This is a genomic window from Bacillus velezensis, assembly GCF_001461825.1.
GTDB lineage: Bacteria > Bacillota > Bacilli > Bacillales > Bacillaceae > Bacillus > Bacillus velezensis.
In genome coordinates this window covers 297,859-320,865 of record NZ_LLZC01000020.1, presented here as the reverse complement: position 1 = coordinate 320,865, position 23,007 = coordinate 297,859, and the positions used below count along the sequence as shown (strand labels likewise).

General features: G+C 47.3%; 23 protein-coding genes. 17 read left to right on the top strand and 6 right to left on the bottom strand.

Annotation, left to right across the window (positions count from 1 at the left end):
• Positions 1–71 precede the first annotated feature (71 nt).
• Positions 72–674, top strand: coding sequence for a DsbA family oxidoreductase (locus AR442_RS16700; protein ID WP_053285321.1), 603 nt, complete (start codon positions 72–74; stop codon positions 672–674).
• A 20-nt stretch (positions 675–694) separates the two neighbouring features.
• On the opposite strand, the gene AR442_RS16695 is transcribed toward AR442_RS16700, so the two are convergent.
• The 3 genes from AR442_RS16695 to AR442_RS16685 form a co-directional block, all read right to left on the bottom strand.
• Positions 695–1,369, bottom strand: coding sequence for a glycosyltransferase family protein (locus AR442_RS16695; protein WP_053285322.1), 675 nt, complete (start codon positions 1,367–1,369; stop codon positions 695–697).
• A complete protein-coding gene (locus tag AR442_RS16690) occupies positions 1,369–2,049 on the bottom strand; it encodes a class I SAM-dependent methyltransferase (protein WP_053285323.1) in 681 nt (226 codons plus the stop codon). Before AR442_RS16690 ends, AR442_RS16695 begins: the two co-directional genes overlap by 1 nt.
• A gap of 217 nt (positions 2,050–2,266) precedes the next feature.
• The gene (locus AR442_RS16685) at positions 2,267–2,428 is read right to left on the bottom strand and encodes an anti-repressor SinI family protein (protein ID WP_003150917.1); all 162 of its coding nucleotides are present in this window, start codon (positions 2,426–2,428) and stop codon (positions 2,267–2,269) included.
• A 335-nt stretch (positions 2,429–2,763) separates the two neighbouring features.
• Between AR442_RS16685 and AR442_RS16680 the strand changes: the two genes are divergently transcribed.
• The 4 genes from AR442_RS16680 (at position 2,764) to galT (ending at position 6,620) form a co-directional block, all read left to right on the top strand.
• On the top strand, positions 2,764–3,387 hold the full coding sequence (locus AR442_RS16680; protein ID WP_007614590.1) for a TetR/AcrR family transcriptional regulator: 624 nt from the start codon (positions 2,764–2,766) through the stop codon (positions 3,385–3,387).
• A gap of 79 nt (positions 3,388–3,466) precedes the next feature.
• On the top strand, positions 3,467–3,853 hold the full coding sequence (locus AR442_RS16675; protein WP_032863872.1) for a GtrA family protein: 387 nt from the start codon (positions 3,467–3,469) through the stop codon (positions 3,851–3,853).
• 51 nt (positions 3,854–3,904) lie between these two features.
• On the top strand, positions 3,905–5,089 hold the full coding sequence (locus AR442_RS16670; protein ID WP_053285324.1) for a galactokinase: 1,185 nt from the start codon (positions 3,905–3,907) through the stop codon (positions 5,087–5,089).
• Entirely contained in the window at positions 5,079–6,620 is a 1,542-nt protein-coding gene (galT, locus tag AR442_RS16665; protein WP_053285325.1) for a UDP-glucose--hexose-1-phosphate uridylyltransferase, read from the top strand. The genes AR442_RS16670 and galT overlap by 11 nt, the downstream gene beginning before the upstream one ends.
• Before the next feature lie 16 nt (positions 6,621–6,636).
• On the opposite strand, the gene AR442_RS16660 is transcribed toward galT, so the two are convergent.
• Positions 6,637–6,882 (bottom strand): GlsB/YeaQ/YmgE family stress response membrane protein, encoded by a 246-nt coding sequence (locus tag AR442_RS16660; RefSeq protein WP_014419187.1) that lies wholly within the window; start codon positions 6,880–6,882, stop codon positions 6,637–6,639.
• Between the two features lie 503 nt (positions 6,883–7,385).
• Here AR442_RS16660 and qoxA point away from each other — a divergent pair.
• Genes qoxA through qoxD form a run of 4 tightly spaced genes read left to right on the top strand, consistent with a single transcriptional unit; the run spans position 7,386 to position 11,327 of the window.
• Entirely contained in the window at positions 7,386–8,351 is a 966-nt protein-coding gene (gene qoxA, locus AR442_RS16655) for a cytochrome aa3 quinol oxidase subunit II (protein ID WP_012118744.1), read from the top strand.
• 27 nt (positions 8,352–8,378) lie between these two features.
• Positions 8,379–10,328: a cytochrome aa3 quinol oxidase subunit I gene (qoxB, locus tag AR442_RS16650; protein WP_014419186.1), complete on the top strand. Its 1,950-nt coding sequence runs from the start codon at positions 8,379–8,381 to the stop codon at positions 10,326–10,328.
• A 14-nt stretch (positions 10,329–10,342) separates the two neighbouring features.
• Positions 10,343–10,957, top strand: a complete 615-nt coding sequence (gene qoxC, locus AR442_RS16645) for a cytochrome aa3 quinol oxidase subunit III (protein ID WP_003150930.1) — start codon at positions 10,343–10,345, stop codon at positions 10,955–10,957.
• A 1-nt stretch (position 10,958) separates the two neighbouring features.
• Positions 10,959–11,327 carry a cytochrome aa3 quinol oxidase subunit IV gene (gene qoxD, locus AR442_RS16640; protein WP_014419185.1) on the top strand — a complete coding sequence of 123 codons (369 nt, stop codon included), beginning with the start codon at positions 10,959–10,961 and terminating at the stop codon, positions 11,325–11,327.
• A 43-nt stretch (positions 11,328–11,370) separates the two neighbouring features.
• Here qoxD and ywcE read toward each other — a convergent pair whose 3' ends face one another.
• Positions 11,371–11,631: a spore morphogenesis/germination protein YwcE gene (gene ywcE, locus AR442_RS16635; protein WP_007614574.1), complete on the bottom strand. Its 261-nt coding sequence runs from the start codon at positions 11,629–11,631 to the stop codon at positions 11,371–11,373.
• Between the two features lie 291 nt (positions 11,632–11,922).
• On the opposite strand from ywcE, the gene AR442_RS16630 reads away from it, so the two are divergent.
• From AR442_RS16630 to AR442_RS16615, 4 genes are all read left to right on the top strand, one after another.
• Positions 11,923–12,381 (top strand): GNAT family N-acetyltransferase, encoded by a 459-nt coding sequence (locus AR442_RS16630; RefSeq protein WP_029972914.1) that lies wholly within the window; start codon positions 11,923–11,925, stop codon positions 12,379–12,381.
• Between the two features lie 201 nt (positions 12,382–12,582).
• A complete protein-coding gene (locus tag AR442_RS16625; RefSeq protein WP_014419183.1) occupies positions 12,583–13,770 on the top strand; it encodes an FtsW/RodA/SpoVE family cell cycle protein in 1,188 nt (395 codons plus the stop codon).
• A gap of 102 nt (positions 13,771–13,872) precedes the next feature.
• Positions 13,873–14,622: an oxygen-insensitive NADPH nitroreductase gene (gene nfsA, locus AR442_RS16620; protein WP_007407708.1), complete on the top strand. Its 750-nt coding sequence runs from the start codon at positions 13,873–13,875 to the stop codon at positions 14,620–14,622.
• Positions 14,623–14,785: 163 nt separating this feature from the next.
• Positions 14,786–15,787: an LLM class flavin-dependent oxidoreductase gene (locus AR442_RS16615; protein WP_014419181.1), complete on the top strand. Its 1,002-nt coding sequence runs from the start codon at positions 14,786–14,788 to the stop codon at positions 15,785–15,787.
• Between the two features lie 41 nt (positions 15,788–15,828).
• On the opposite strand, the gene AR442_RS16610 is transcribed toward AR442_RS16615, so the two are convergent.
• Positions 15,829–18,240, bottom strand: a complete 2,412-nt coding sequence (locus AR442_RS16610) for a S8 family peptidase (protein WP_053285326.1) — start codon at positions 18,238–18,240, stop codon at positions 15,829–15,831.
• A 525-nt stretch (positions 18,241–18,765) separates the two neighbouring features.
• Here AR442_RS16610 and AR442_RS16605 point away from each other — a divergent pair.
• The 4 genes from AR442_RS16605 to AR442_RS16590 all read left to right on the top strand — a co-directional run bounded on the left by AR442_RS16605 (position 18,766) and on the right by AR442_RS16590 (position 22,972).
• Positions 18,766–19,080, top strand: a complete 315-nt coding sequence (locus AR442_RS16605; protein ID WP_003150952.1) for a hypothetical protein — start codon at positions 18,766–18,768, stop codon at positions 19,078–19,080.
• Positions 19,081–19,103: 23 nt separating this feature from the next.
• A complete protein-coding gene (locus AR442_RS16600; RefSeq protein WP_003150954.1) occupies positions 19,104–19,934 on the top strand; it encodes a PRD domain-containing protein in 831 nt (276 codons plus the stop codon).
• A gap of 219 nt (positions 19,935–20,153) precedes the next feature.
• On the top strand, positions 20,154–21,536 hold the full coding sequence (locus tag AR442_RS16595; protein WP_014419178.1) for a sucrose-specific PTS transporter subunit IIBC: 1,383 nt from the start codon (positions 20,154–20,156) through the stop codon (positions 21,534–21,536).
• Positions 21,533–22,972, top strand: a complete 1,440-nt coding sequence (locus AR442_RS16590) for a sucrose-6-phosphate hydrolase (protein ID WP_053285327.1) — start codon at positions 21,533–21,535, stop codon at positions 22,970–22,972. The genes AR442_RS16595 and AR442_RS16590 overlap by 4 nt, the downstream gene beginning before the upstream one ends.
• The last annotated feature ends 35 nt before the right edge of the window (positions 22,973–23,007 follow it).

Here is a 23,007-nt window from a genome sequence, read left to right as displayed (position 1 = left end):
GAGGGTGTTTTAAAAAAACACTTGTAACTATATGTGTTACAGCTTAAAATGAAAAGGAAAGGAGATTTACAATGACACTGCAGATTAAAGTATATTCTGATTATGTATGTCCGTTTTGCTTTGTCGGCAAAGCGGCGTTTGAAGAAGCAATCAAGGACAAGGACGTACAGGTGGAATGGATGCCGTTTGAATTGCGTCCGAGCCCCTCGCCGAAACTTGATCCGGTGAATGATCCCGCCAAGCGGCAGATGTGGAAAAACTCCATTGAGCCGATGGCGCAGTCGTTAGGCGTTGACATCACGTTCCCCCGCGTGTCACCGCATCCTTACACGGATTTGGCATTTGAAGGCTTGCATTTCGCAAAGGAACATGGGAAAGGAAGCGAATACCATACACGCGTTTTTCAGGCGTTCTTTCAGGAAGAACAAAATATCGGTGACGTTGGCGTGCTGACAAAGCTTGCGGAAGAAGCCGGACTTGACGGCGCTGCCTTCAAAGAGGCGATTGAGACAAGAGCGTACAGACACGTACAGCGGGAAGCGCTCCGCCATGCTTATGAGGAAGCCGGCATTACGGCAGTGCCGACGTTTATCATCGGCGATGAGAGAATCCCTGGCGCGGCGGGAAAGGAAACCTTTGAACAAATCATTGAGCGGGAACTGAATAAACGTTAACCCGTAAAAAGCCCTCTCGATCAGCGAGAGGGCTTTGCCATATAGTGCTTGACAAATGTTTGTCTGTCCGCTTCATATGCCGCGGCGTCAAATGAGTCGCCGCAAAAATGAAGGCACCAAGGGTCTTTCTGGCAGGCGACGCCGACTTGATAGCCGTGTTTTTGAAATTCAAGCGACTGTGATGTGTCATAAAAATGAAAGCCGCGAAACAAATCCTCCCGCCACTCCACGTCATATTGAGCCGCCATTAACAAGCCGTCAATGGCGTCAGCGGGCGTAAACAGGCCGTCTTCATCACCGTGCTCAAAGTCCAAGGGGTGATAAGCATTCCCCCGGTATTCAATCACTTTTCCCACCCGCTCTCCGCTTTCCCACCAAATGCCGTTCGGCGGCAGGGTTTTGCAGCCGGCGACACCGAGAAGGCCGAGCTCCTGATGAGATTGAAAGATATGAAGCATGTCATGAAGGAAATGCTGATGAATGATAAAGGTATCCTGATGCAGATAAATTTTATATTTGGAGGGGTGTTTCAGCGCTTTGTTGTAGGACGAGGCCATGCTTGCTGAATCGTATATCGGCATGATATCAACGGAGTATGAAGGGGGGACGGCAAGCTGCATGATATGGCTTTTGCACCGGGAGTACAGCGACTCGTCATTCACACAGACGACAAACAGAAATGAATGTAAATCCATTACATGCTCCTCTCGGCCTCAATCACATATTGATAGGCCGATGCTTCTGTCATAAAGTCATGCCTTATGCCAAGCTGTACGCATACTTCGTGCAATGATGCGATGGCTTTGTGGTAAGAGGGGTGATCAACGCGGATCGCCTCAATGCGTTTCACCTCATAGCCGGCGGCTTTAAATAATGAAAGCATCTCTTCACGGGTAAAAAAACGCAGGTGGGTCTGATCCATTAATCCGGCGTCACTGTAAGTCCATTTGCCGGCTAAAAGCTCCAGCACCACTGAGATGTGGCCGACATTCGGTATGCATGCAAGCACCGTGCCGTCTTTTTTTACATAAGGACGAAGCTTTTTCAGCACGGACCACGGGTCGATAAGATGCTCAAGAACGTCTCCGAACAGCATGCAGTCGAATTGCTCTGAATCGTACGGAAGAATGGCGGATTCAATGTCGCCGCAAAGCACGTGGCTCAATTTGCTTTCGGCCTTTTTTGCGGCTTCGGGATACGTTTCAATGCCGTAAACCGTTATTCCGCGGTCTTCGATCGCCGCTCCTAAATTGCCTGTGCCGCAGCCGACATCAAGCACTGTCCGCCAGTTTTTGTCTATTTTGTTCAATAAATAAGGATTCAGGCCTTCATAGTAGTTCTGTTGTTTTTCATCATAATAGGGATTCGTATCCATCTGTGTATCACCTCATAAATGGGCATATACACAAGATATGCAGCGGGGGGATCTCATATCACCATGTTTGGCTGTTCAATTGCGGAATACGGACGGGAATGATTGTCCGGTATACGGTTTGTTCTCTGATTCCCCTCTTATTGCGGGTGTTCCTTTGAAAACTCGGGTGCGGGCGGACTGTGGCAGGTCATATAGTAAAAGGATCCGCCTGTAAATCTTACCGCTGGCGGATGGTGTTTTTCATTGGTGTTTTTTTCTTCACCGCTTTTTCAGTATTTAAGAAGCGCCTCACATCGTCAATGTGCAAACCCATGATTCTAGCCTCTTGAATTAACAATTGCCAATCTTGATCTATATCTTTCATTACATGAGTTTTCATAAGAACCTCCAATTGAAAAATTGATTTGCCCAGCTACAGCAGCCAATGTATAACAAATATCACACATAGTTGGCCGGTAATCCCAAATTGAAGATGAATTCACCTACCTATTCCCTAAGAAAATGACTGAAATAACCAAAATCCTTCAAGAATTCTTACATATAATAATAAACAAATAAATACTGACTGGATAGTATGCAAATAAAAATAAATCATATGACCTATTAACATTTACCCTCAAAGCGTCGACTAGCATATTCTTTTTGCATAAAAAATACCGCAAAAGAATGATTCGGTGTAAGATAAAGTGAATGATCAAACAGCTGGGGTAAAAAATGAAAAAAAACAAATTTCAAATTAAGAGAGAAGAAACATTTGAAAGTTTTATTGACGCAGGCCTTCATCTCCTGATTGAAAGAGCTTACGATTCAGTCTCAATCGATGACATCAGTAAAGCGGCGGGTTTCAGCAAAGGCGCGTTTTACGTTCATTTTGAAAGCAAGGAAGATTTTCTGAAGCATTTATTAGACAGGCGTCAGATTAAAAAAAGGATCATCACCGGCTATCTCGACGAATTAGAAAAGCAAACCGCGCGGCCGTTGACGCTTTGTGAAGCTGCGGCAAGCGCGGCCAGCCTGTTGATGCGGTTTGTAAACAGCAAGCCTGCCTGGAATGTTGTGTCTTTTGCCGTTCATATGCCTACTTACAAAGTCGTCAGTGAATATGAAGCTTATATCCGTCTTTATAAGTTATGGATAGAAGAAAGCACTATGTACATAAATTGGCTCAAATCGAGAAATTTAATAGAAGACCATATAGATACCGAGCATACCGCTAACATGATGTGCGCGCTCATCGACGGGATGATTAAGCAATCCAATGTGCTGGGAAGGCCGGTTACTTTCCGCAGCATGTTTGACGCGCTTTATGTTTTTGTCAGCGGCAGAAAATCAGGGTAACGTTCTTCTTGATTTGACAAAAGGTTTAGAAAAGTCTTTCAGAAAGCGAGGAACTGCCATGCGCTACAGAGAAATTATGATGTATATCATTATGGGGATATTCACGACCATCGTGAATATCGTCAGTTTTTACATTCTGACGTCGGCATTTGAGATGGATTACAAGGCGGCGACTGTCGCTGCTTGGGTTCTGTCCGTTCTATTTGCATATGTCACGAATAAACTGTATGTATTTCAGCAAAAGACCGCGGGGATGCGGAGTCTGATGAAAGAATTGACGGCCTTTTTCAGCGTGCGGGTATTGTCTCTCGCCATCGATCTCGCCATGATGATTCTTCTGGTCAGTCAATTTTATATGAACGAAACGTTGGCGAAAATCGCCGATAACGTCATTATCGTAGTCGTCAACTATGCGGCCAGCAAGTGGATTGTCTTCAGAAAAGCAAAAGAAGAGGGCGTGTCATAACGGTTTCTTTCCGCGCCCCGGGGGAAAGTGTAATGGTGAAAGGGGATGCGTATGAAGCACAAAATAAAGAAAGCGTTTGCTGATGTATTCGGGGAATCGGAGGACCTGCGCATTTTCTTTGCGCCCGGCAGAGTGAATCTCATCGGAGAGCATACGGATTATAACGGGGGCCACGTCTTTCCGTGCGCGCTGACGATCGGTACATATGCAGCTGTCCGGGAGAGAGGGGACAGGCTCGTCAGAATGTACTCTCATAATTTTAAAGAAGCGGGCATAAAGGAATGCAGTCTCGATGATATCCGCTATCAAAAAGAGGACGGGTGGGCCAACTATCCGAAAGGGGTCATGGCGGAATGTCTCAGCAGCGGTTTTTCCCTTCCGCACGGCTTCGATATTGTGTTCTGGGGAAACATCCCGAACGGCGCGGGGCTGTCATCTTCGGCTTCCATTGAACTTGTTACGGCGGTCATTCTCAAGGAATGCCATGAGCTTGAGGCGGATATGCTCGACTTGGTGAAGCTCGCTCAGACGGCGGAAAATTCCTTTATCGGCGTCAGCTGCGGAATGATGGATCAATTCGCCATCGGAATGGGAAAGAAACATCATGCGATTCTGCTGAATTGCGGGACGCTCAGCTTTGAATATACAAAACTCGGGCTGTCGGGGCTGTCGATCGTTATTGCAAATACCAATAAAAAACGAACGCTTGCAGACTCAGGCTATAATACGAGGCTCAAGGAGTGCGGGGAAGCGCTTTGTGATCTTCAGAAGCATCTTTCCGTTCAATCACTGGGAGAGCTGACCCCTTCCGCTTTTGACGCCCATGCGGAGCTGATTCAGAATGAAGTGAACAGACGCCGGGCGAAACACGCCGTCTATGAAAATCACCGCACAATAGAGGCCGCCGACATGTTCAGTAACAATCAGCTTCATCATATCGGTGAATTAATGAGGGATTCGCATCTCTCTTTACGCGATGATTACGAGGTGACGAGTCATGAGCTGGATACACTGGCTGAAGCGGCCTGGCGCCACGGCGGGGTGATCGGATCAAGGATGACGGGAGCCGGTTTCGGCGGCTGTACAGTCAGTATCGTCAAGGACGATGCGGTTTCGGATTTTATTGAAACGGCAGGGGCCCGCTATGAGGAGAAGACAGGGAGAAAAGCTGACTTTTACACGGCGGATGTCGGAGCCGGAGCGAGAGAACTAAAGGGGGATGACGATGGCAATTGAGCGGCACGTGGAACGTTTAATCCGGTACGGATTGCAAAAAGAGCTGATTTCCTATCTTGATATTGAATATACAAGAAACCGTTTATATGAAGCTTTGCATATCACCCATCCGGAGGTTTCAGAACAGAAAGAAAATGAATCGGCGGCATCATTGCCGGACATATTGGCCCCGATTTATGAATGGGCGGCAGAAACGGGCCGGATTGCAGCCGGTACAGACACCTATCGCGACCTGCTGAGCGCGAAGATCATGGGCTGCTTTGCCCCGCAGCCGTCCGAGATTGTCCGTCGTTTTGAAGAAACAAAGGCGGTGCACGGGCCGGAGCAGGCGACAAAGGCGTTTTACCGATTTTCAGAGGATATGTATTATATCCGTTCGGACAGAATACAGCGGAATGTCGGGTGGACGGCTGAGACGGCTTACGGAAAGCTGGACATCACGATCAACCTTTCAAAACCGGAAAAAGATCCGAAAGCAATTGCCGCTGCCAAAGAGCAGCCTCAATCCGATTATCCGAGATGTGTTCTTTGTAAAGAAAATGTCGGGTACGAGGGGAGACCGGATCACCCGGCGCGTCAAAACCTTCGTGTCATTCCGGTAATTCTCGGCGATGAGCAGTGGTTTCTGCAATTTTCTCCGTATGTGTATTACCGGGAGCATTGCATCGTTTTGAAAGACCGGCACGAACCGATGAAGATCAGCAAAAAAACGTTTGACCGGCTGCTGTCATTCGTCAGCCAGTATCCTCATTATTTTCTCGGTTCCAATGCTGACCTGCCGATTGTCGGCGGCAGTATTTTAAGCCACGACCATTTTCAGGGGGGCAATTATGAATTCCCGATGGCGCGGGCGGAGACAGAAAGCCGGTACAGGCTGCCTGACTATCCGAAAACGGTGTTGGGAATTGTGAAGTGGCCGATGTCGGTCATCCGCCTGCAAAGCGGGAGCGCGTCTGAGCTTTCCGGCGCGGCGGATGCCATCCTGCGGGCGTGGCGCGGTTATTCCGATGAGGCGGCTGATCTCCTCGCCTTTTCAGGAGAAACACCGCACAATACAATTACGCCGATTGCCCGGCGGAGAAACGGTTTATTCGAATTAGATCTCGTCCTCAGAAATAACCGCACCTCTGATGAGCATCCCCTGGGAATTTTTCATCCCCATCAGGAAGTTCATCACCTGAAAAAAGAAAATATCGGACTGATTGAGGTAATGGGGCTTGCGATTCTGCCGGGCCGCCTTGAACAAGAAATGAAATACACGGCTGAAGCGCTGTGCTCACCGGACCCGGAAGCGGTCTTAACGGCAGACCCTTCTGCGGCAAAGCATAAAGATTGGGCGCTCAGTGTGCTGCATAAGCGGAAGGTAACGAAAGAAAACGCGGAACAGATTCTGAAAGAGGAAATCGGCCATGCCTTTGCGCGGATACTGGAGCATGCCGGTGTCTTTAAACAGACAGAAGAAGGCAGAGCGGCTTTCCGGCGGTTTATCCGCCATTTGGGCGCTCTACCGGAAAAAAGCCTCATCCCATAAGGGACGAGGCTTTTTTTTATCCTCTGCTTCTGGCGATCAGGCTGAATAAGAATACCACGATCGCAGCTCCGATGATTGCCGGAATGATGGCAAAGCCGGCAAGGTGAGGACCCCATGTGCCGAGCAGTCCGTGCCCGATCCATGCGCCGATCAGACCGGCGATCATTGACCCGATGATTCCCCCGGGCATACTGCCTTTTACAAATAAACTTCCGATCCAGCCGATAATAATAGCGACAATCAGAGATACGATAAAACTCATAAATATCACTTCCTATTTTTTATTATTTATGCCTATATGTTTCCTTCGTTTTGTCCATATTAAACATATGAATGCGTTTTTTATAATGAACATACTCAAGGCGCGTTCCGGTCTTTTTTTTCACAATGCGTTGCGTTAAAATGGAAACCGTGTGAAAAGGTGTGAGCAAAGGAAAAAATATTTCTTTTGTAGAATGTTTAACAAAATGAAACTTTTTGTTGACCAGCGATTTTTATTATGGTAAACCTTTATTTGGTATTATTCGTTCTCACTATCTTTTTTCTCTATATATGCTAAATGATCTAAAACTTTTTATGTTTGATTTGCGCAAGTGGAAAAAGTTCATGCATTTTTTGACGATTTTGTGACATTAGGTCGAAAAAAAGATGAACTTTAGAAAAAAATAAAGCTAATAAGGGCAGATTTTGATAGCATAACAAGGTAGATAGAGAAAAGATTTTGAGAAAGTACATTTCAGATTCACTACATCAATAGGAAGGATGGTGATCTTCTTGTTCAGAGCATTTAAACCGTTACTTTTATTAGCGATGTTGGCTGTTGTTTTCGTACTGGGCGGATGCAGCGACATTTCCGTTTTAGATCCGAAAGGACCTGTAGCAGACCAGCAGAAAGATCTGATTCTCTTGTCAATCGGATTTATGCTGTTCATTGTCGGCGTCGTATTCGTACTATTTACAATCATTTTAGTGAAATACCGCGACCGCAAAGGCAAAGACAGCGGAAATTACAAGCCCGAGATGCACGGCAACACGTTCTTAGAAGTAGTCTGGACAGTGATCCCAATTTTAATTGTTATTGCACTTTCTGTGCCTACCGTACAGACGATATATTCGTTAGAAAAAGCGCCTGAAGCGACAAAGGATAAAGAGCCTCTTGTTGTTTATGCTACTTCGGTAGACTGGAAATGGGTATTCAGCTACCCAGAGCAGGATATTGAGACGGTTAACTACCTGAACATTCCTGTAGACCGTCCGGTTTTATTTAAAATTTCTTCAGCCGATTCAATGGCATCGCTATGGATTCCTCAGCTTGGGGGACAAAAATACGCGATGGCGGGAATGCTGATGGATCAATACTTACAGGCTGACAAAGTGGGAACATATGAAGGCCGCAACGCGAACTTCACCGGCGAACACTTTGCCGACCAGAAATTCAACGTAAAAGCTGTTACGCAAAAAGACTTTAACAGCTGGGTGAAAAAAGCCCAAAGCGATTCTCCAAAGCTGACGAAAGAGAAGTATGACGAACTGATGCTTCCGGAGAATGTCGGAAAATTAACGTTCTCTTCTACACACTTAAAATACGTTGACCACGGCCAAGATGCCGAATATGCGATGGAGGCGCGCAAACGCCTTGGCTACAAAGCCGTATCACCGCACTCTAAAACAGATCCGTGGGAAAATGTAAAGAAAAACGAATTTAAAGTATCCGACGATAAACAAGATTGAAATTGAACAAGAAAGGAGGAAGCCCGAATGAAATTGAGATGGGATGAATTTTTTGTAACAGGTGACCCATTAATTCTGGGCGCACAAGTTTCCATTGCGCTTTCCACTATTGCTATCATCGTTGTACTCACATACTTCAAAAAGTGGAAATGGCTCTGGTCTGAATGGCTTACGTCTGTAGACCATAAGAAACTTGGAATCATGTACATTATCTCTGCTGTTATCATGCTGTTCCGCGGCGGGGTCGACGGCTTGATGATGCGCGCCCAGTTAGCGCTTCCTAATAACAGTTTTTTAGACTCAAACCACTATAATGAGATCTTTACGACTCACGGTACGATCATGATTATCTTCATGGCGATGCCGTTTTTAATCGGTCTGATCAACGTTGTCGTACCTTTGCAGATCGGTGCGCGCGACGTAGCATTCCCTTACTTGAACAACCTGAGTTTCTGGACGTTCTTCGTAGGTGCGATGCTTTTCAATATTTCTTTCGTTATCGGAGGTTCTCCGAACGCAGGCTGGACGAGTTACATGCCGCTGGCAAGCAACGACATGAGTCCCGGGCCTGGTGAGAACTTCTACCTGCTCGGTCTTCAGATTGCCGGTATCGGTACGCTGATGACGGGTATCAACTTTATGGTGACGATCCTGAAAATGCGTACGAAAGGCATGACGCTGATGCGTATGCCGATGTTCACATGGACGACGCTGATTACAATGGTTATTATCGTATTCGCCTTCCCTGTTTTGACAGTGGCATTGGCGCTGTTATCATTTGACCGTTTGTTCGGCGCTCACTTTTTCACGCTGGAAGCCGGCGGTATGCCGATGCTTTGGGCTAACTTGTTCTGGATTTGGGGACACCCTGAAGTATATATCGTTATCTTACCGGCATTCGGTATTTTCTCTGAAATTATTTCAGCGTTTGCAAGAAAGCAGTTATTCGGTTACAAAGCGATGGTCGGCTCAATTATCGCCATTTCCGTCCTGAGTTTCCTTGTATGGACTCACCACTTCTTCACAATGGGGAACAGTGCGTCTGTTAACTCTTTCTTCTCGATTACAACGATGGCGATTTCGGTTCCGACCGGGGTTAAAATCTTTAACTGGCTCTTTACGATGTATAAAGGCCGAATCAGTTTTACAACACCGATGCTGTGGGCGCTTGCGTTCATCCCGAACTTCGTTATCGGCGGGGTAACAGGGGTTATGCTTGCGATGGCTGCAGCGGATTATCAATACCATAATACGTACTTCCTCGTATCTCACTTCCACTATGTGCTGATCGCGGGTACGGTATTTGCATGTTTCGCAGGTTTTATTTTCTGGTATCCGAAAATGTTCGGCCACAAGCTGAACGAAAGAATCGGAAAATGGTTCTTCTGGATCTTTATGATCGGATTTAATGTATGTTTCTTCCCTCAATACTTCTTGGGGCTGCAAGGTATGCCTCGCCGTATTTACACTTACGGACCGAATGACGGATGGACTGCATTGAACTTTATTTCAACTGTCGGAGCCTTCATGATGGGTGTCGGATTCTTAATCCTTTGCTACAACATCTACTACAGCTTCCGCTACTCTACTCGCGAGATCAGCGGAGATTCATGGGGCGTGGGACGTACGCTTGAGTGGGCGACTTCATCTGCGATTCCGCCGCATTACAACTTTGCGGTGCTTCCTGAAGTGAAATCTCAAGATGCGTACCTGCAATTGAAAGAAGACAAAACGGATATTCATCCGGAAAGCAAGTTCAAGAAAATCCATATGCCGCACAACTCCGGAAGACCGCTTATTATGTCAGTGGCGTTCGGTATTGCAGGCTTCGGACTTGTATTTGAATGGTTCTGGATGGGCATTGTCGGCTTGATCGGCATTCTGCTTTGCATGGTGCTTCGTTCATTTGAATATGACAATGGCTACTATATACCTGTTGAAGAAATAAAAGAGACGGAAAGAAAGATTTCCGAATAAAGGAGGCGTGATTTATGGAACATGCAGAACACGGCAATTCTAACGCGCCTATGGAATATCAATCTGAAACCGGCAGACTCAATATTCTCGGGTTTTGGATCTTTTTAGGGGCAGAGATTGTGTTGTTCTCAACACTATTTGCAACCTTCTTCGTTCTTCAAAGAAGAACAGCAGGAGGAGTCTTACCGGCTGAATTATTTGAAGTGAAGCTTGTCATGATCATGACATTCCTGCTTCTGATCAGCAGTTTCACCTGCGGGATCGCTGTTCATGAAATGCGTCGCGGAAGTTTAAAAGGCGTCGTCATTTGGACGATCATTACGCTTCTTCTCGGCGCGGGCTTTGTCGGATGTGAGCTTAACGAGTTCATCCACTATGTACATGAAGGAGCATCTCTCGGTACAAGTGCTTTCTGGTCTGGATTCTTCGTCCTTCTGGGAACGCACGGAACGCACGTAACGATCGGTATCTTCTGGATTGCCGGCATCTTACTGCAATTGAAGAAACGCGGATTAACGCCGCAGACGTCTTCAAAAATCTTTATCTCAAGTTTATACTGGCACTTCTTAGACGTTGTTTGGATCTTCATCTTTACAGGCGTCTATCTCATCGGATTGGGGGGACTATAATATGGCAAACAAATCTGCTGAACACAGCCACTTTCCGTGGAAGCATATCGTAGGTTTTGCGTTGTCTATTATTCTGACCCTGCTGGCCCTTTGGGTTGCGGTATATACGGAATTAAGCCCATCAGCAAAACTCTGGATCATTTTCGGATTCGCATTTATCCAAGCCGGTCTTCAGCTTCTCATGTTCATGCACATGACAGAAAGCGAAAACGGCGGAATTCAAGTCGGAAACACGCTCTTCGGATTTTTCGGAGCGATTGTTATCATCCTTGGTTCCATCTGGATCTTTGCGGCGCACTACCATCACGGTGACCATATGGATGGAAACCCTCCTGGCGGTGCGAAGCAACATTCCGAACATCAGGAATAAAAAGAAACCCTCTTCGTCTATGCGAAGAGGGTTTTTTGTGCCTTTATTGGCTTCTTCTCCGGCGCAGGCGCGGAAGGCCGTAAATGATAAAGGCGGCGATATGGGCAACGATGACGTTGGCGGCAAACAGGATGATCATGAGTGTGTGGCCGAGAGGGGATAGGCTGCTGGTTGCGTAAAAGTAGAAGAAAACCCACATGAGAATAATTGGCGGTATGGCCGAAAGAGCGACTTTTTTGTTATCCAGCCAGATAAAGAGGGGTGTTGCGCTTGCGACCAGTAAATAAGCAAAAAACATGTCCATCTTACATGTCTCCTTTCATTTTATGGGAGCGTTTCCAAAATGAAATACAGAGAATAAAATGTGTCTGTTTTGTGGTCGTTTTTTGAACATTTTGTTACAATTATTATACCATGTTTTCCAATTTTTGATACCGCTTTTTCGAGAAATGTATTGCAACTATTGCCTCATTTTTGGATAGGTACAAGAAACCGGAAAGGCCAAATACCCTGTCACATTTCCGGACAATGGAATGGCGCAGGCTGTGAACCTTTGCTATGGTCAAAGAAACATGCACAGCAAGGGTGGTTTGAAGTGGACGTAAGGAAAGAAGATGTCACAGCACCGGATGTCATTGCGCTTTTGCAGGATCATCTGAAGAGCATGACCATGCATTCTCCTCCGGAAAGTATACATGCGCTCAATGCGGACCGGCTGCGTCAGCCTGACGTTACGTTTTGGAGTGCGAGGGAAAACGGCATCCTGCTCGGCTGCGGTGCCTTAAAGGAGCTAAACAGCCGGCACGGTGAGATCAAATCAATGAAAACCTCTCCGCATCATGTCAGAAAAGGCGCAGCCAACCGGATCCTCCGCCATATGCTTGAAGAAGCAAGGCGGCGGGGCTATCAGCGGATCAGCTTAGAAACCGGTTCTATGGAGGCTTTTCTCCCCGCCAGACGCCTGTATGAAAAAGCCGGGTTTCAATATTGTGATCCGTTTGCACATTATAAAGAGAACCCGAACAGCTTGTTTATGACGTTAAACATAAGCTGAAACCCCTTTTCTGATGAGAAGGGGTTTTTTATCGGAAAAGTTTCATCATGACCGAAACATTTCCTTTTCTGACACGTCATATGTCGTGTAGTCCCCAAACCGTAAAAAATAAAAAGGAAGCAACCTCATCATGTTTTCTTGAACTGTGTTCATGTATAATAAACAATAGTGACTTCCGATGAAAATGTAAGGCGGGATAGAATGAGTCGATATAAGAAACAGCAAAATCCCTATTATCAGGGGGATTTGATTTTTATATTTGGTGTGTTTTTAATAATTAGTGTTGCGGCGATTTATGCGGCCGGACAGTTCGGGCAGTACGGAGGCAGTGCCTGGATGAAACAGATTGTCTTCTATGTTATAGGTGCGGGATTCATCGGATTATTGCTGTACTTTGATTTAGAGCAGCTTGAGAAACTGAGTCTGTACGTATTGATTGCCGGCGTGCTGTCACTGCTCCTTTTGCGTGTGGCGCCGGAATCCATCGCGCCGATTAAAAACGGAGCGAAGAGCTGGTTTCAAATCGGAAACTTTACCCTCCAGCCCTCTGAGTTTACGAAAATAGGAATTATGATGATGGTCGCGTCCATTATATCGAAGGCGGGCCCGAAGGATCAAAGATCACTTCGGGAAGATGTGAATCTGCTCTTGAAAATTGCGGCATGGACGGTCATTCCGCTCGGGCTGATCGTTTTGCAGGATGCCGGAACGGGTGCGATCTGTCTGTTTATCGTTATGGTGATGGTGTTTATGTCGGGTGTAAACTGGAAGCTGATCACCATCATCGGCGGTTCGGCCGCGCTTGTGCTTGGCCTTTTCTTAGTTCTCGTGATTGAATTTCCCCATGTGGCGAATTCAATCGGCATCGCGGATTATCAAATTAACCGGATTACATCGTGGATGTCTGACTCCAGTGCGGCAACGACTCAGGCAGAGAGCGATAAAAGCTGGCAGGTGGATCAGGCCGTTATGGCGATCGGATCGGGCGGCATTACCGGAAACGGCGTTCATAATCTGAAGGTGTACGTACCTGAGGGACAGACCGACTTTATCTTTGCGATTTTGGGTGAAAGTTTTGGATTTTTAGGCTGCGCCATTGCGGTTGTCATGTTTTTCTTTTTAATTTACAGACTTGTGGTGCTGATTGACCGCTTGCATGCGTTTAACCGATTTGGAGCGTTTTTTTGCGTAGGATTTACTGCACTTATCGTGATTCACACCTTCCAGAATATCGGGATGAATATCGGCATTATGCCGGTTACCGGTATTCCGCTGCTGTTTGTCAGTTATGGGGGGAGCTCGGTGCTTTCTACATTAATCAGCTTCGGGATCGTATATAACGCAAGTGTGCAGCTGACGAAATATAAAAGCTACTTGTTCAATTCTTAATGTGAGACGGCTCGTTTTTCGGGCTGTCTTTTTTTGTTTAGAGCATTTCGCTTTTGACATGATTCCCTTTCGGATATGATATATAAAGAAGGAGGCTTTTATATGAACAATACCATCGAAACCATACTTAATCATCGGTCGATCCGATCATTTACTGACGAGCTTCTGACAGCAGAAGAGATAGATACATTAGTGAAAAGCGCCCAGGCGGCGTCAACGTCCAGTTACGTGCAGGCTTACTCCATCATCGGTGTAACCGATAAAGAGAAAAAGCGGAAGCTGGCGGCACTGGCCGGAAACCAGCCTTACGTCGAAAATAACGGGCACTTGTTTGTGTTTTGCGCTGATTTGTACCGTCATAAAAAACTTGCTGAGGAAAAAGGTGAAAACATTACCGAGCTTCTTGAGAATACGGAAATGTTTATGGTCAGCGTCATTGATGCCGCACTTGCCGCACAAAACGTAAGTGTTGCCGCGGAATCAATGGGACTTGGCATTTGTTATATCGGAGGCATTCGAAATGAACTTGATCAGGTGACAGAAGTGCTTGGAACACCTGACCATGTGCTGCCGCTGTTCGGCTTGGTAGTCGGTCATCCCGCTCATCCGTCCGGTCAAAAGCCGCGCCTGCCGAAACAAGCCGTATATCATGAAAACACGTACGATACGAATGAAGAACACTTCCGCAGTTATATGAAGGAATATGATGAAACCATTTCCGCTTATTATGATAAACGGACAAACGGCAAGCGGGTTGAAACGTGGTCTGATCAAATCCTGCAGTTCATGAAACAAAAACCGAGAACCTATTTAAATCAATATGTAAAAGATAAAGGTTTTCAAAAGAATTAAGAAAAAACCTCTCCCGACCGGGAGAGGTTTTTTTATGTTTCACGTGTAACATATTTCGACAAAATGGAACAAGGTATATAAATGTTTATCATCAGGGATGCTTATAAGCATACAGAAAGAAAAAACGGCTTAGCAGTGGTACGATGTTGAGGAGGTGACAGTGATGATTTCATTAAGCATATTAGATCAATCTCCTGTATCAGAAGGGAGTTCCGCGGAAAGCGCGCTGCGGAATACAGTAAGACTGGCGCAGGAGGCGGAAAAGCTCGGATATAAGAGGTTTTGGGTGTCAGAGCATCATTTTTCAGAGCGGTTGGCGGGTTCAAGCCCTGAAGTGCTGATCAGCCATATTGCGGCGAAAACGAATGAGATTCGTGTAGGATCAGGCGGTGTCATGCTTCCGCATTACAGCGCATATAAGGTGGCGGAGAATTTCCGCGTGCTTGAAGGTTTGACGCCGGGCAGAATCGATCTCGGATTAGGGAGAGCGCCGGGCGGAATGCCGATCGCATCATGGGCGCTGAATGACGGCGGGAAGCGGAATGCTGATCAATATCCGCAGCAGATTCGTGAGCTGGCGATGTATTTGCATGATGCAGCTGATGACAATCACCGTTTTCCGAATCTGACCGCATCACCCCTTATTAAGACGGCGCCGGAAGTCTGGCTTCTCGGTTCATCGGGGGAAAGCGCGCTTCTGAGCGCAGAAACGGGAGCAGGCTATATGTTTGCTCACTTTATTAATGGAGAAGGCGGAGAAAGCACGACAGCACAATATAAGCGCAGATTTAAACCTTCCGCATTAGGAAAAGAACCAAAAACGGCCGTGGCTGTGTTTGTGCTGTGCGCCGACACGGAGGAGAAAGCGGAGGAACTCGCGGCTGTCATGGATTATACGCTGCTTGCGGGTGAACAGGGGATTCCGCTTCACGGCGTACCGTCTTACGAAATCGTCCGCGGCAATACGTATACACCGTATGAACAAAGACGAATTGCCGATAATCGGAATCGAATGATCATCGGAACGAAGCTGCAAGTGAAAGAACAGATTCTGGCTCTCAGTAAAGCATACGGAACAGAAGAAGTGATGGCTGTAACCATTACTCATCATTTTGAAGATAAACTTCAGTCATACCGCCTGCTTCGAGAAGCTTTTGCCGAATGATCAGAAAGAAACCCTGCTGATGCTCCAGCAGGGTTGTTCGGTTATTCGATGATAAAAGGTTTTTCAGTCAGCACCTGGCTTGATTTCCCTTTGTTCGCGGCATAGGCCAGCATATAATATTCTCCTGCCGGCAGTGCGGTGTCACCATTGACTTTGCCGTTCCAGTCGAAATATTGATAGCCTTTATCCTGCTTTTTGTAGATGCCGGCTTGGCCGACAAAGTCAAGATTGCTGTCATATACAAGGAAGGCAAGCTCTTCGGCTCCCGCCGGAAGATAGGTTTCAATTTGGTAGGTTCCCTGCGTTGTGCCGTCCTGCACGTCGATTGACGTCACGCGCGGATAATCCGGCTCTTTTACAATCAGCAGTGTCGGCACTTTTGCGACTGTTTTTCCGCCTTCACGCACTGTGACGGTTCCCTCATAGGTGCCTGCCTTTACTTTTTTGGCATTGACCTTTACTTTCGCCTTGACCTTTCCGGTTTGATGAGCGGGGATCACGACCCGGTCTGTGCCCGAAACGGTAATGCCCGTGCCGTCGAAAGAGTACTCGAGCTGATATGATTTTCTGATGGACGATTGGTTTTCAATCGTAAAGGTTTCTTTTTTCGTTTCATTGCCTTTGTCTTTCATAAACGTTCCGTAAGAATAACTTCCCGGGGCGACAAGGGAGTCTGCTTTGATCGCCTTCATGATTCTGATGCTTCCGGCGCCTTGCGCATTATGCGGGTATACGTCACCGTCCGCGTCCGTTAAGGTTTCCGCCGTGTTCATGAGAGCGGCTTTTATTTGTTCCGGGCTCCATTTCGGTTTGGCCTGCTTGATGACGGCAGCTGCGCCGGCTACATGCGGGGAAGCCATGCTCGTTCCCTGCTTCGATCCGTAGCCGTACGGGTCGGCCGGATCATGGGTCGGAATGGTGCTGACGATGTTTACGCCGGGAGCGGAGACGTCAGGTTTAATCATCCACGTGTCCATAACCGGACCGCGTGACGAAAAGTCTGCCATTTGTTCAGTGAGCGATTTAGCCACGGATAAATTGAATGTCGCTTTTGTGCCGCCCGCTTTTAATTGGCTGACGAGTTTTTCGCCGTCTTCTGATGAAAGCTTAATCGTCGGCACTGACATGCCCGGTACGTTGGCTTCAATTTCTCCCGGGGCATTGTTATACACAACCATACCGATCGCGCCCGCTTTTTTGGCGTTGTCGGCTTTATCCACAAAGGCGATGCTGCCCCGTTTGACGACAGCGACTTTTCCTTTCAGATCTTTGCCTTCAAAATCCTTTTGCTCGCCAATACCCGCCTCTATGAGCTCTATTTCTTTTTTATTCAGTGCTTTTATGTCATCTTCTTTGTTGTAGCCCATTACTTTAGCTGAGGAATAGGAACCGAAGGAGACGGCGTACTCGTTCAGCGGCAGCTGGGTCGCTCCGACGGAGATGGCTTCTCTGGACGTTCCCGGAGAGCCGACGGTCCAATTGTTCGGCCCGCTGTTTCCGTTTGATGTAACGGCCGTGACGCCTTCTGACATCGCCCAGTCAAGCGCCGTGCTTGTCGCCCAGTCTGGGTTATTCACAGAATTGCCGAGAGAAAGATTCATGACATCCGCTCCGTCCTGTACGGCGCGTTCGATGCCGGCGATGACGTTCTCTGTTGTTCCGCTTCCGCCCGGACCGAGCACACGGTAGGCAAGGAGTGTAGCATCCGGCGCGACGCCTTTAATCGTTCCGTTTGCCGCTACCGTGCCCGCGACATGGGTTCCGTGGTCAGTCGACGCGCCTCTCGGATCACCGGACGGCGTTTCTTCAGGATCGTAATCGTTATCCACAAAATCGTATCCTTTATATTGTCCGAAATTTTTCTTTAAGTCAGGGTGTTTATATTCGACACCGGTGTCAATAATGGCAACCTTGACGCCTTTCCCCGTATAGCCGAGCTTCCACGCGTCATTTGCCCCTATATAAGGCGCGCTGTCATCCATCTGCGGAGACACGGCATCCTTAGATAGGGTGATGTCTTTATCTTTGAGCTGATCGGTATGATAGGTGACATTCGGATAAACCGCTTTGACATCCTGATCACTCAGCAGTTTGGGGATTTCATTTGCCGGGAGTTTCATGGAGAAGCCGGAAAACACTTGCTCATATTCCCTGTTGATTTTTCCGTGTTTAATGGTTTTGAGCGCTTTCTTTTTCACTTTTGAGCGTTCGCTTTTCAGCTTGCTTTTTGTCTGTGCTTTGCCGAGTTCCTTTGCTTCCGCCAGTGACTTTTCCTTCAGCTCCACGATGACTGTCGTTTGTTTGCCGGTGGTCATATCAATGTCACCGAACACCTCAGCCTTCTCAAGATCAGGAGTTTGCGGTTTTGAAGCCGGCGCAGCCTGTGAACTTGTGGATAAGGTAAAGGATAAGACAAAAGCCGGAAGCAGATAACGGATGATTCCTTTTTTCAATCGTGTTTCCCCCTTTTTCTTTATCTAAATTAGAAATCTAGTATATATTTCTTGAAAATTCAAAATAATCCTTGTGACATATGACTCATTTATGGAAATTGGTCTGTGAATAAGGAGGGAGTTATACACAGAATCCTGTGTATAACTGAATAAATTTGTGTATATATATTGTTGGGAACGAATGTTCCTATACAAAATATAGACCGAGTTTGTGGATATGTGGATATACACTGTGTTTAAGCTGTGCTTAACCAAGGGATAAAGTGTGTATAACTTTTTTTATCGGCTTTTCCATTTTTCAGGTCATTTCCATCAGCTTTCAACAAAACTTCTGAAAACTAGTTTGTTTTTTCACTCATATTGTGACAAACAATTCGCCCGGCCGCGTCTATCATAGAGTCATAGGGTTGCTAGACCCGCTAGTTTTTAGCGGAGAAGGATCGGCCGCCTTTTCCGTTAAAGCGGAGAGAAAAACAGGCCTGCGAACAAGCTGTCTGTCAAAAAGAAGCGGAGGGATGATTTGCAATGAAACGTTTGCTAGTATCTTTACGGGTGTGGATGGTCTTTCTGATGAACTGGATGGCGCCGGGTAACGGAAGATATCCATTAGCCGCCGTGTACGGAAACCAAGCGGCTTATCATAAGAAAGCGAAGCGGACGGCTGGGGCTTTTTCGTTTGTGAGCCGTGTCCGATCGGCGGATTTGACCGATGAAACGAAATCGGCCCGCGGCAGGCTGGATAAAAACCGATGGATGCCTGTCCGCAAAGAATTGCCGAAACGGGAGCGCGCGGGTCCGGCACCTTTACATCATATGAAAAAGAGGGTACAATCCCACTAAACATATGAACGGGAGCGAACCTCTTGAGAATAGACAAAGTATTAAACAACAATGCGGCGTTAATAAAAGAAGACGGACGGGAAAAGATCGTAATGGGTCCCGGAATCGCTTTTCAAAAGAGAAAAAATGATGTGATTCAAAAGCATAAAATTGAAAAAATATTTGTCGTGCACGACGAAAATGAAAAGTTCAAACAAGTGTTAGAAACGCTTCCCGAAGAGCATATAGAGGCGGCTGAAGATATCATCAGCCATGCGGAGGGAGAGCTTGCGGCACCTTTGAACGATCACATCCACATTGCGCTGGCGGACCATTTATCCTTTGCGATCGAAAGGATTCAAAACGGCCTTCAGGTGCATAACCGATTGCTTCATGAAATTAAGGCGCTTTATAAAAAAGAATATGAGATCGGCCGCTGGGCGGTTGAGCACGTGAAACAAACCCTCGGTATATCATTGCCTGATGATGAGGCGGGGTATATCGCGCTTCATATCCACACTGCCAAGGCGGATGCCAAAAGCATGTATTCGGCGATGAAGCATACAACCATGATCAAAGAAATGATCGAAAAGATCGAATCCTTTTTCGAACAGAAGGTGGATGAAGACAGTATTTCCTATCAGCGCCTCGTCACGCACTTGCGGTATGCGGTCAGCCGGTTGGACTCAAATGAAGCACTCCATTCCATGGACGAGGAGATGCTTTATTTCATCCAAAAAAAGTATCCGTTTGCTTATCGGTGTGCGCTTGAACTGGCGGCGTTTTTAAAAAATGAATATGATTTGGAACTGCCGGAATCCGAGGCCGGCTATATCACGCTGCATGTCCAGCGTCTGCAAAAAAACCCGGAATAACGCGTCTGTTTCGAGAAACAGACTTTTTTTTTGAAAACATATTGACGAAAGCGCTATCATGGAATAGAATGAAAGCGCATTAAAAAAACTGAATCCGGCGGGATTGTGACTGGTAATGCAGGCAAGACCTAAAATTTGCGTACATGAAAAAGGGATCATGCTGACCTTTTTCGTTGGCGAATTTTAGGTCTTTTTTGATTTTAGAAAGGGGGATACATAATGAATTATCAAGAAACGGCAAAACAGCTTATCAAACACATCGGAGGGAAATCAAATATCATCAGCGCGACACATTGCGCCACACGGCTCAGGCTCGTCATTCAAGATGAACAGAAGATCAGCCAGGCCGGCATTGAAGAGACAGAAGGAGTAAAAGGGGCTTTCAGCAGCTCGGGGCAATATCAGATTATATTCGGCACCGGCCTCGTGAATAAAGTGTATGACGCTTTTTCAAAAGAAGCCGATTTGGAGCGGGAGGATCGTGAGACACATCAGGACGCAGCGAAAAAAAAGCTGAATCCGGCCGCAAGATTTGCGAAAACACTGTCTAACATATTCGTTCCCATCATTCCGGCTATCGTGGCAAGCGGACTTTTAATGGGGCTGCTCGGCATGATGAAGGCTTTTCACTGGGTGTCTGAACAATCATCGCTGTTTAAGCTTCTAGACATGTTTTCAAGCGCGGCGTTTATCTTCCTGCCCGTATTCATCGGGTTCAGCGCGGCGAAGGAATTTGGCGGTAATGCCTTTCTCGGTGCCGTGCTCGGGGGAATTATGATCCATCCGGCGCTTTTGAATCCGTGGGGGCTTGCGGATGTACCGCCTGATTTTATGCAGCTTTTCGGCTTCGACATTGCGCTGCTCGGCTACCAAGGGACGGTCATCCCCGTACTGTTAGCCGTTTACATTATGAGCAAAGTGGAAAAGGGCACGCGAAAAATTGTGCCTCACGCATTCGATTTATTGGTCACGCCGTTTGTCACGGTGATTGTCACGGGATTTATCACCTTTATCGCAATCGGTCCGCTTGGCAGGGCGATCGGATCAGGCATTACCGTCTCGCTGACGTATGTGTATGATCATGCGGGCATTGTTGCCGGACTGCTTTTCGGAGGTCTTTATCCGCTTATTGTGCTTACCGGTGTGCATCACAGCTTTCATGCGATTGAGGCCGGCCTCATCGCTGATTTGGGCAGAAACTATATCCTTCCTATCTGGTCGATGGCGAATGTCGCTCAGGGCGCGGCGGGACTGGCTGTATTTTTCCTGACGAAAAAAGCGAAAATGAAAGAAATCGCTTTGCCTGCCGCATTTTCCGCTTTTCTCGGCGTAACCGAACCAGTCATTTTCGGTGTGAACCTAAGATACCGCAAGCCGTTTATCGCGGGAATGATCGGCGGAGCGCTGGGCGGAGCCTATGTCGTGGTGACCGGTGTCGCCGCCAATGCCTACGGTCTGACCGGAATTCCGATGATTGCCATCACGGCTCCGCTCGGTTTAGGAAATCTAATAAACTATCTGATCGGAATGGGCATCGCCTCTGTCTCGGCGTTTATTGCCGCTTACATTATGGGAGCTAAAGAAAAGGAGGCCGTCAAATGAGGACACCGGATCAAGAGCTGCGCCTGCAGGCTGAGGAAGCGAAAAAGAAGCGGCAAGAAACAGCCGCGTCAGATCCATACCGCCAGAACTATCATATTATGCCGCCGGTCGGGCTTTTAAATGATCCGAACGGCGTGATCCAATGGAACGGCGTATATCACTTGTTTTTTCAATGGCAGCCATTTCATACGGGGCACGGCGCGAAATTTTGGGCGCATGTGACGACGAAGGATTTCGTTAATTGGAAAGAGGAAGAAATCGCGCTTGCGCCGGGTGAGTGGTATGACAAAAACGGCTGTTATTCCGGAAGCGCCATCGAAAAAGACGGGCGCCTCTGCCTAATGTACACAGGCAATGTCCGTGACGGAGAAGGCAATCGGGAAACGTACCAATGCCTCGCCGTATCCGAAGACGGGATCGTATTTGAAAAAAAAGGAGTCGTCGCGCGTCTCCCGGAAGGCTATACCGCTCATTTCCGTGATCCGAAGGTATGGAAGAAAGACGGAGCGTATTACATGGTGCTCGGCGCGCAGACGGAAAAGCTCACCGGAAGCGCTGTATTGTTCATATCGGAGAATTTGACGGATTGGACGTTTCTCGGTGCGATTGCGGGGGCGGACTCCGGCGGTCTCGGGTCATTCGGCTATATGTGGGAATGTCCCGACCTGTTTTCCCTTGACGGAACCGACGTGCTGCTCGTATGTCCGCAGGGGCTTGAAGCCGACGGGATAAAATATCATAACAGTCACCAGGCGGGCTATTTCCTCGGCAGGCTGCATACAGAGCCGCCAGAATTTAAGCACGGTGAATTTACGGAGCTTGACAGAGGATTTGATTTTTACGCGGCGCAGACGCTGGAAGATGATAAGGGACGGAGAATTCTGTTCGCGTGGATGGGCGTTCCGGATCAGCAGGAGGACAAACATCCGACACATGCGTATCACTGGATTCACTGCTTAACGATGCCGAGACAGCTGTCACTGTCCAACGGCAGAATCATACAGCGTCCGCTTCCGGAAATGAAATTACGCCGCACGGATGAGCAAAAGCGCCGTCTTCAATTGGAGTGCTCGTCTGTAAGCCTGCCGGTGAAAGATGCGTCCCGGGCTGAAGTGCTGCTGGAAGACATCACTTGCGAATCCGGTTTTGAAATCTCAATTCGGGGCGCGGCCCGGTTTATATTTCATCAGGAAGAGGGGCTGGCTGTGCTGGAGCGCACCGCTTTCAGCGGAGAAGAAAAAGAAAAGAGAAGCTGCGCCATCAGCGAGGTGGATTCCGTGCAGCTCTTTCTGGATGCATCCTCGATCGAATTGTTTTTGAATGATGGAGAAGAGGTTTTCAGCGCCAGATATTTTCCTTTCCCGGGAAATGATGACGTAACCGTCACTTCGGTAGGAAAAACGGAAATAAATGGCTCAATTTGGACACTTTTGTAGAAAATCGTTCTTTTTTCTTATGTGAAACCTATGCC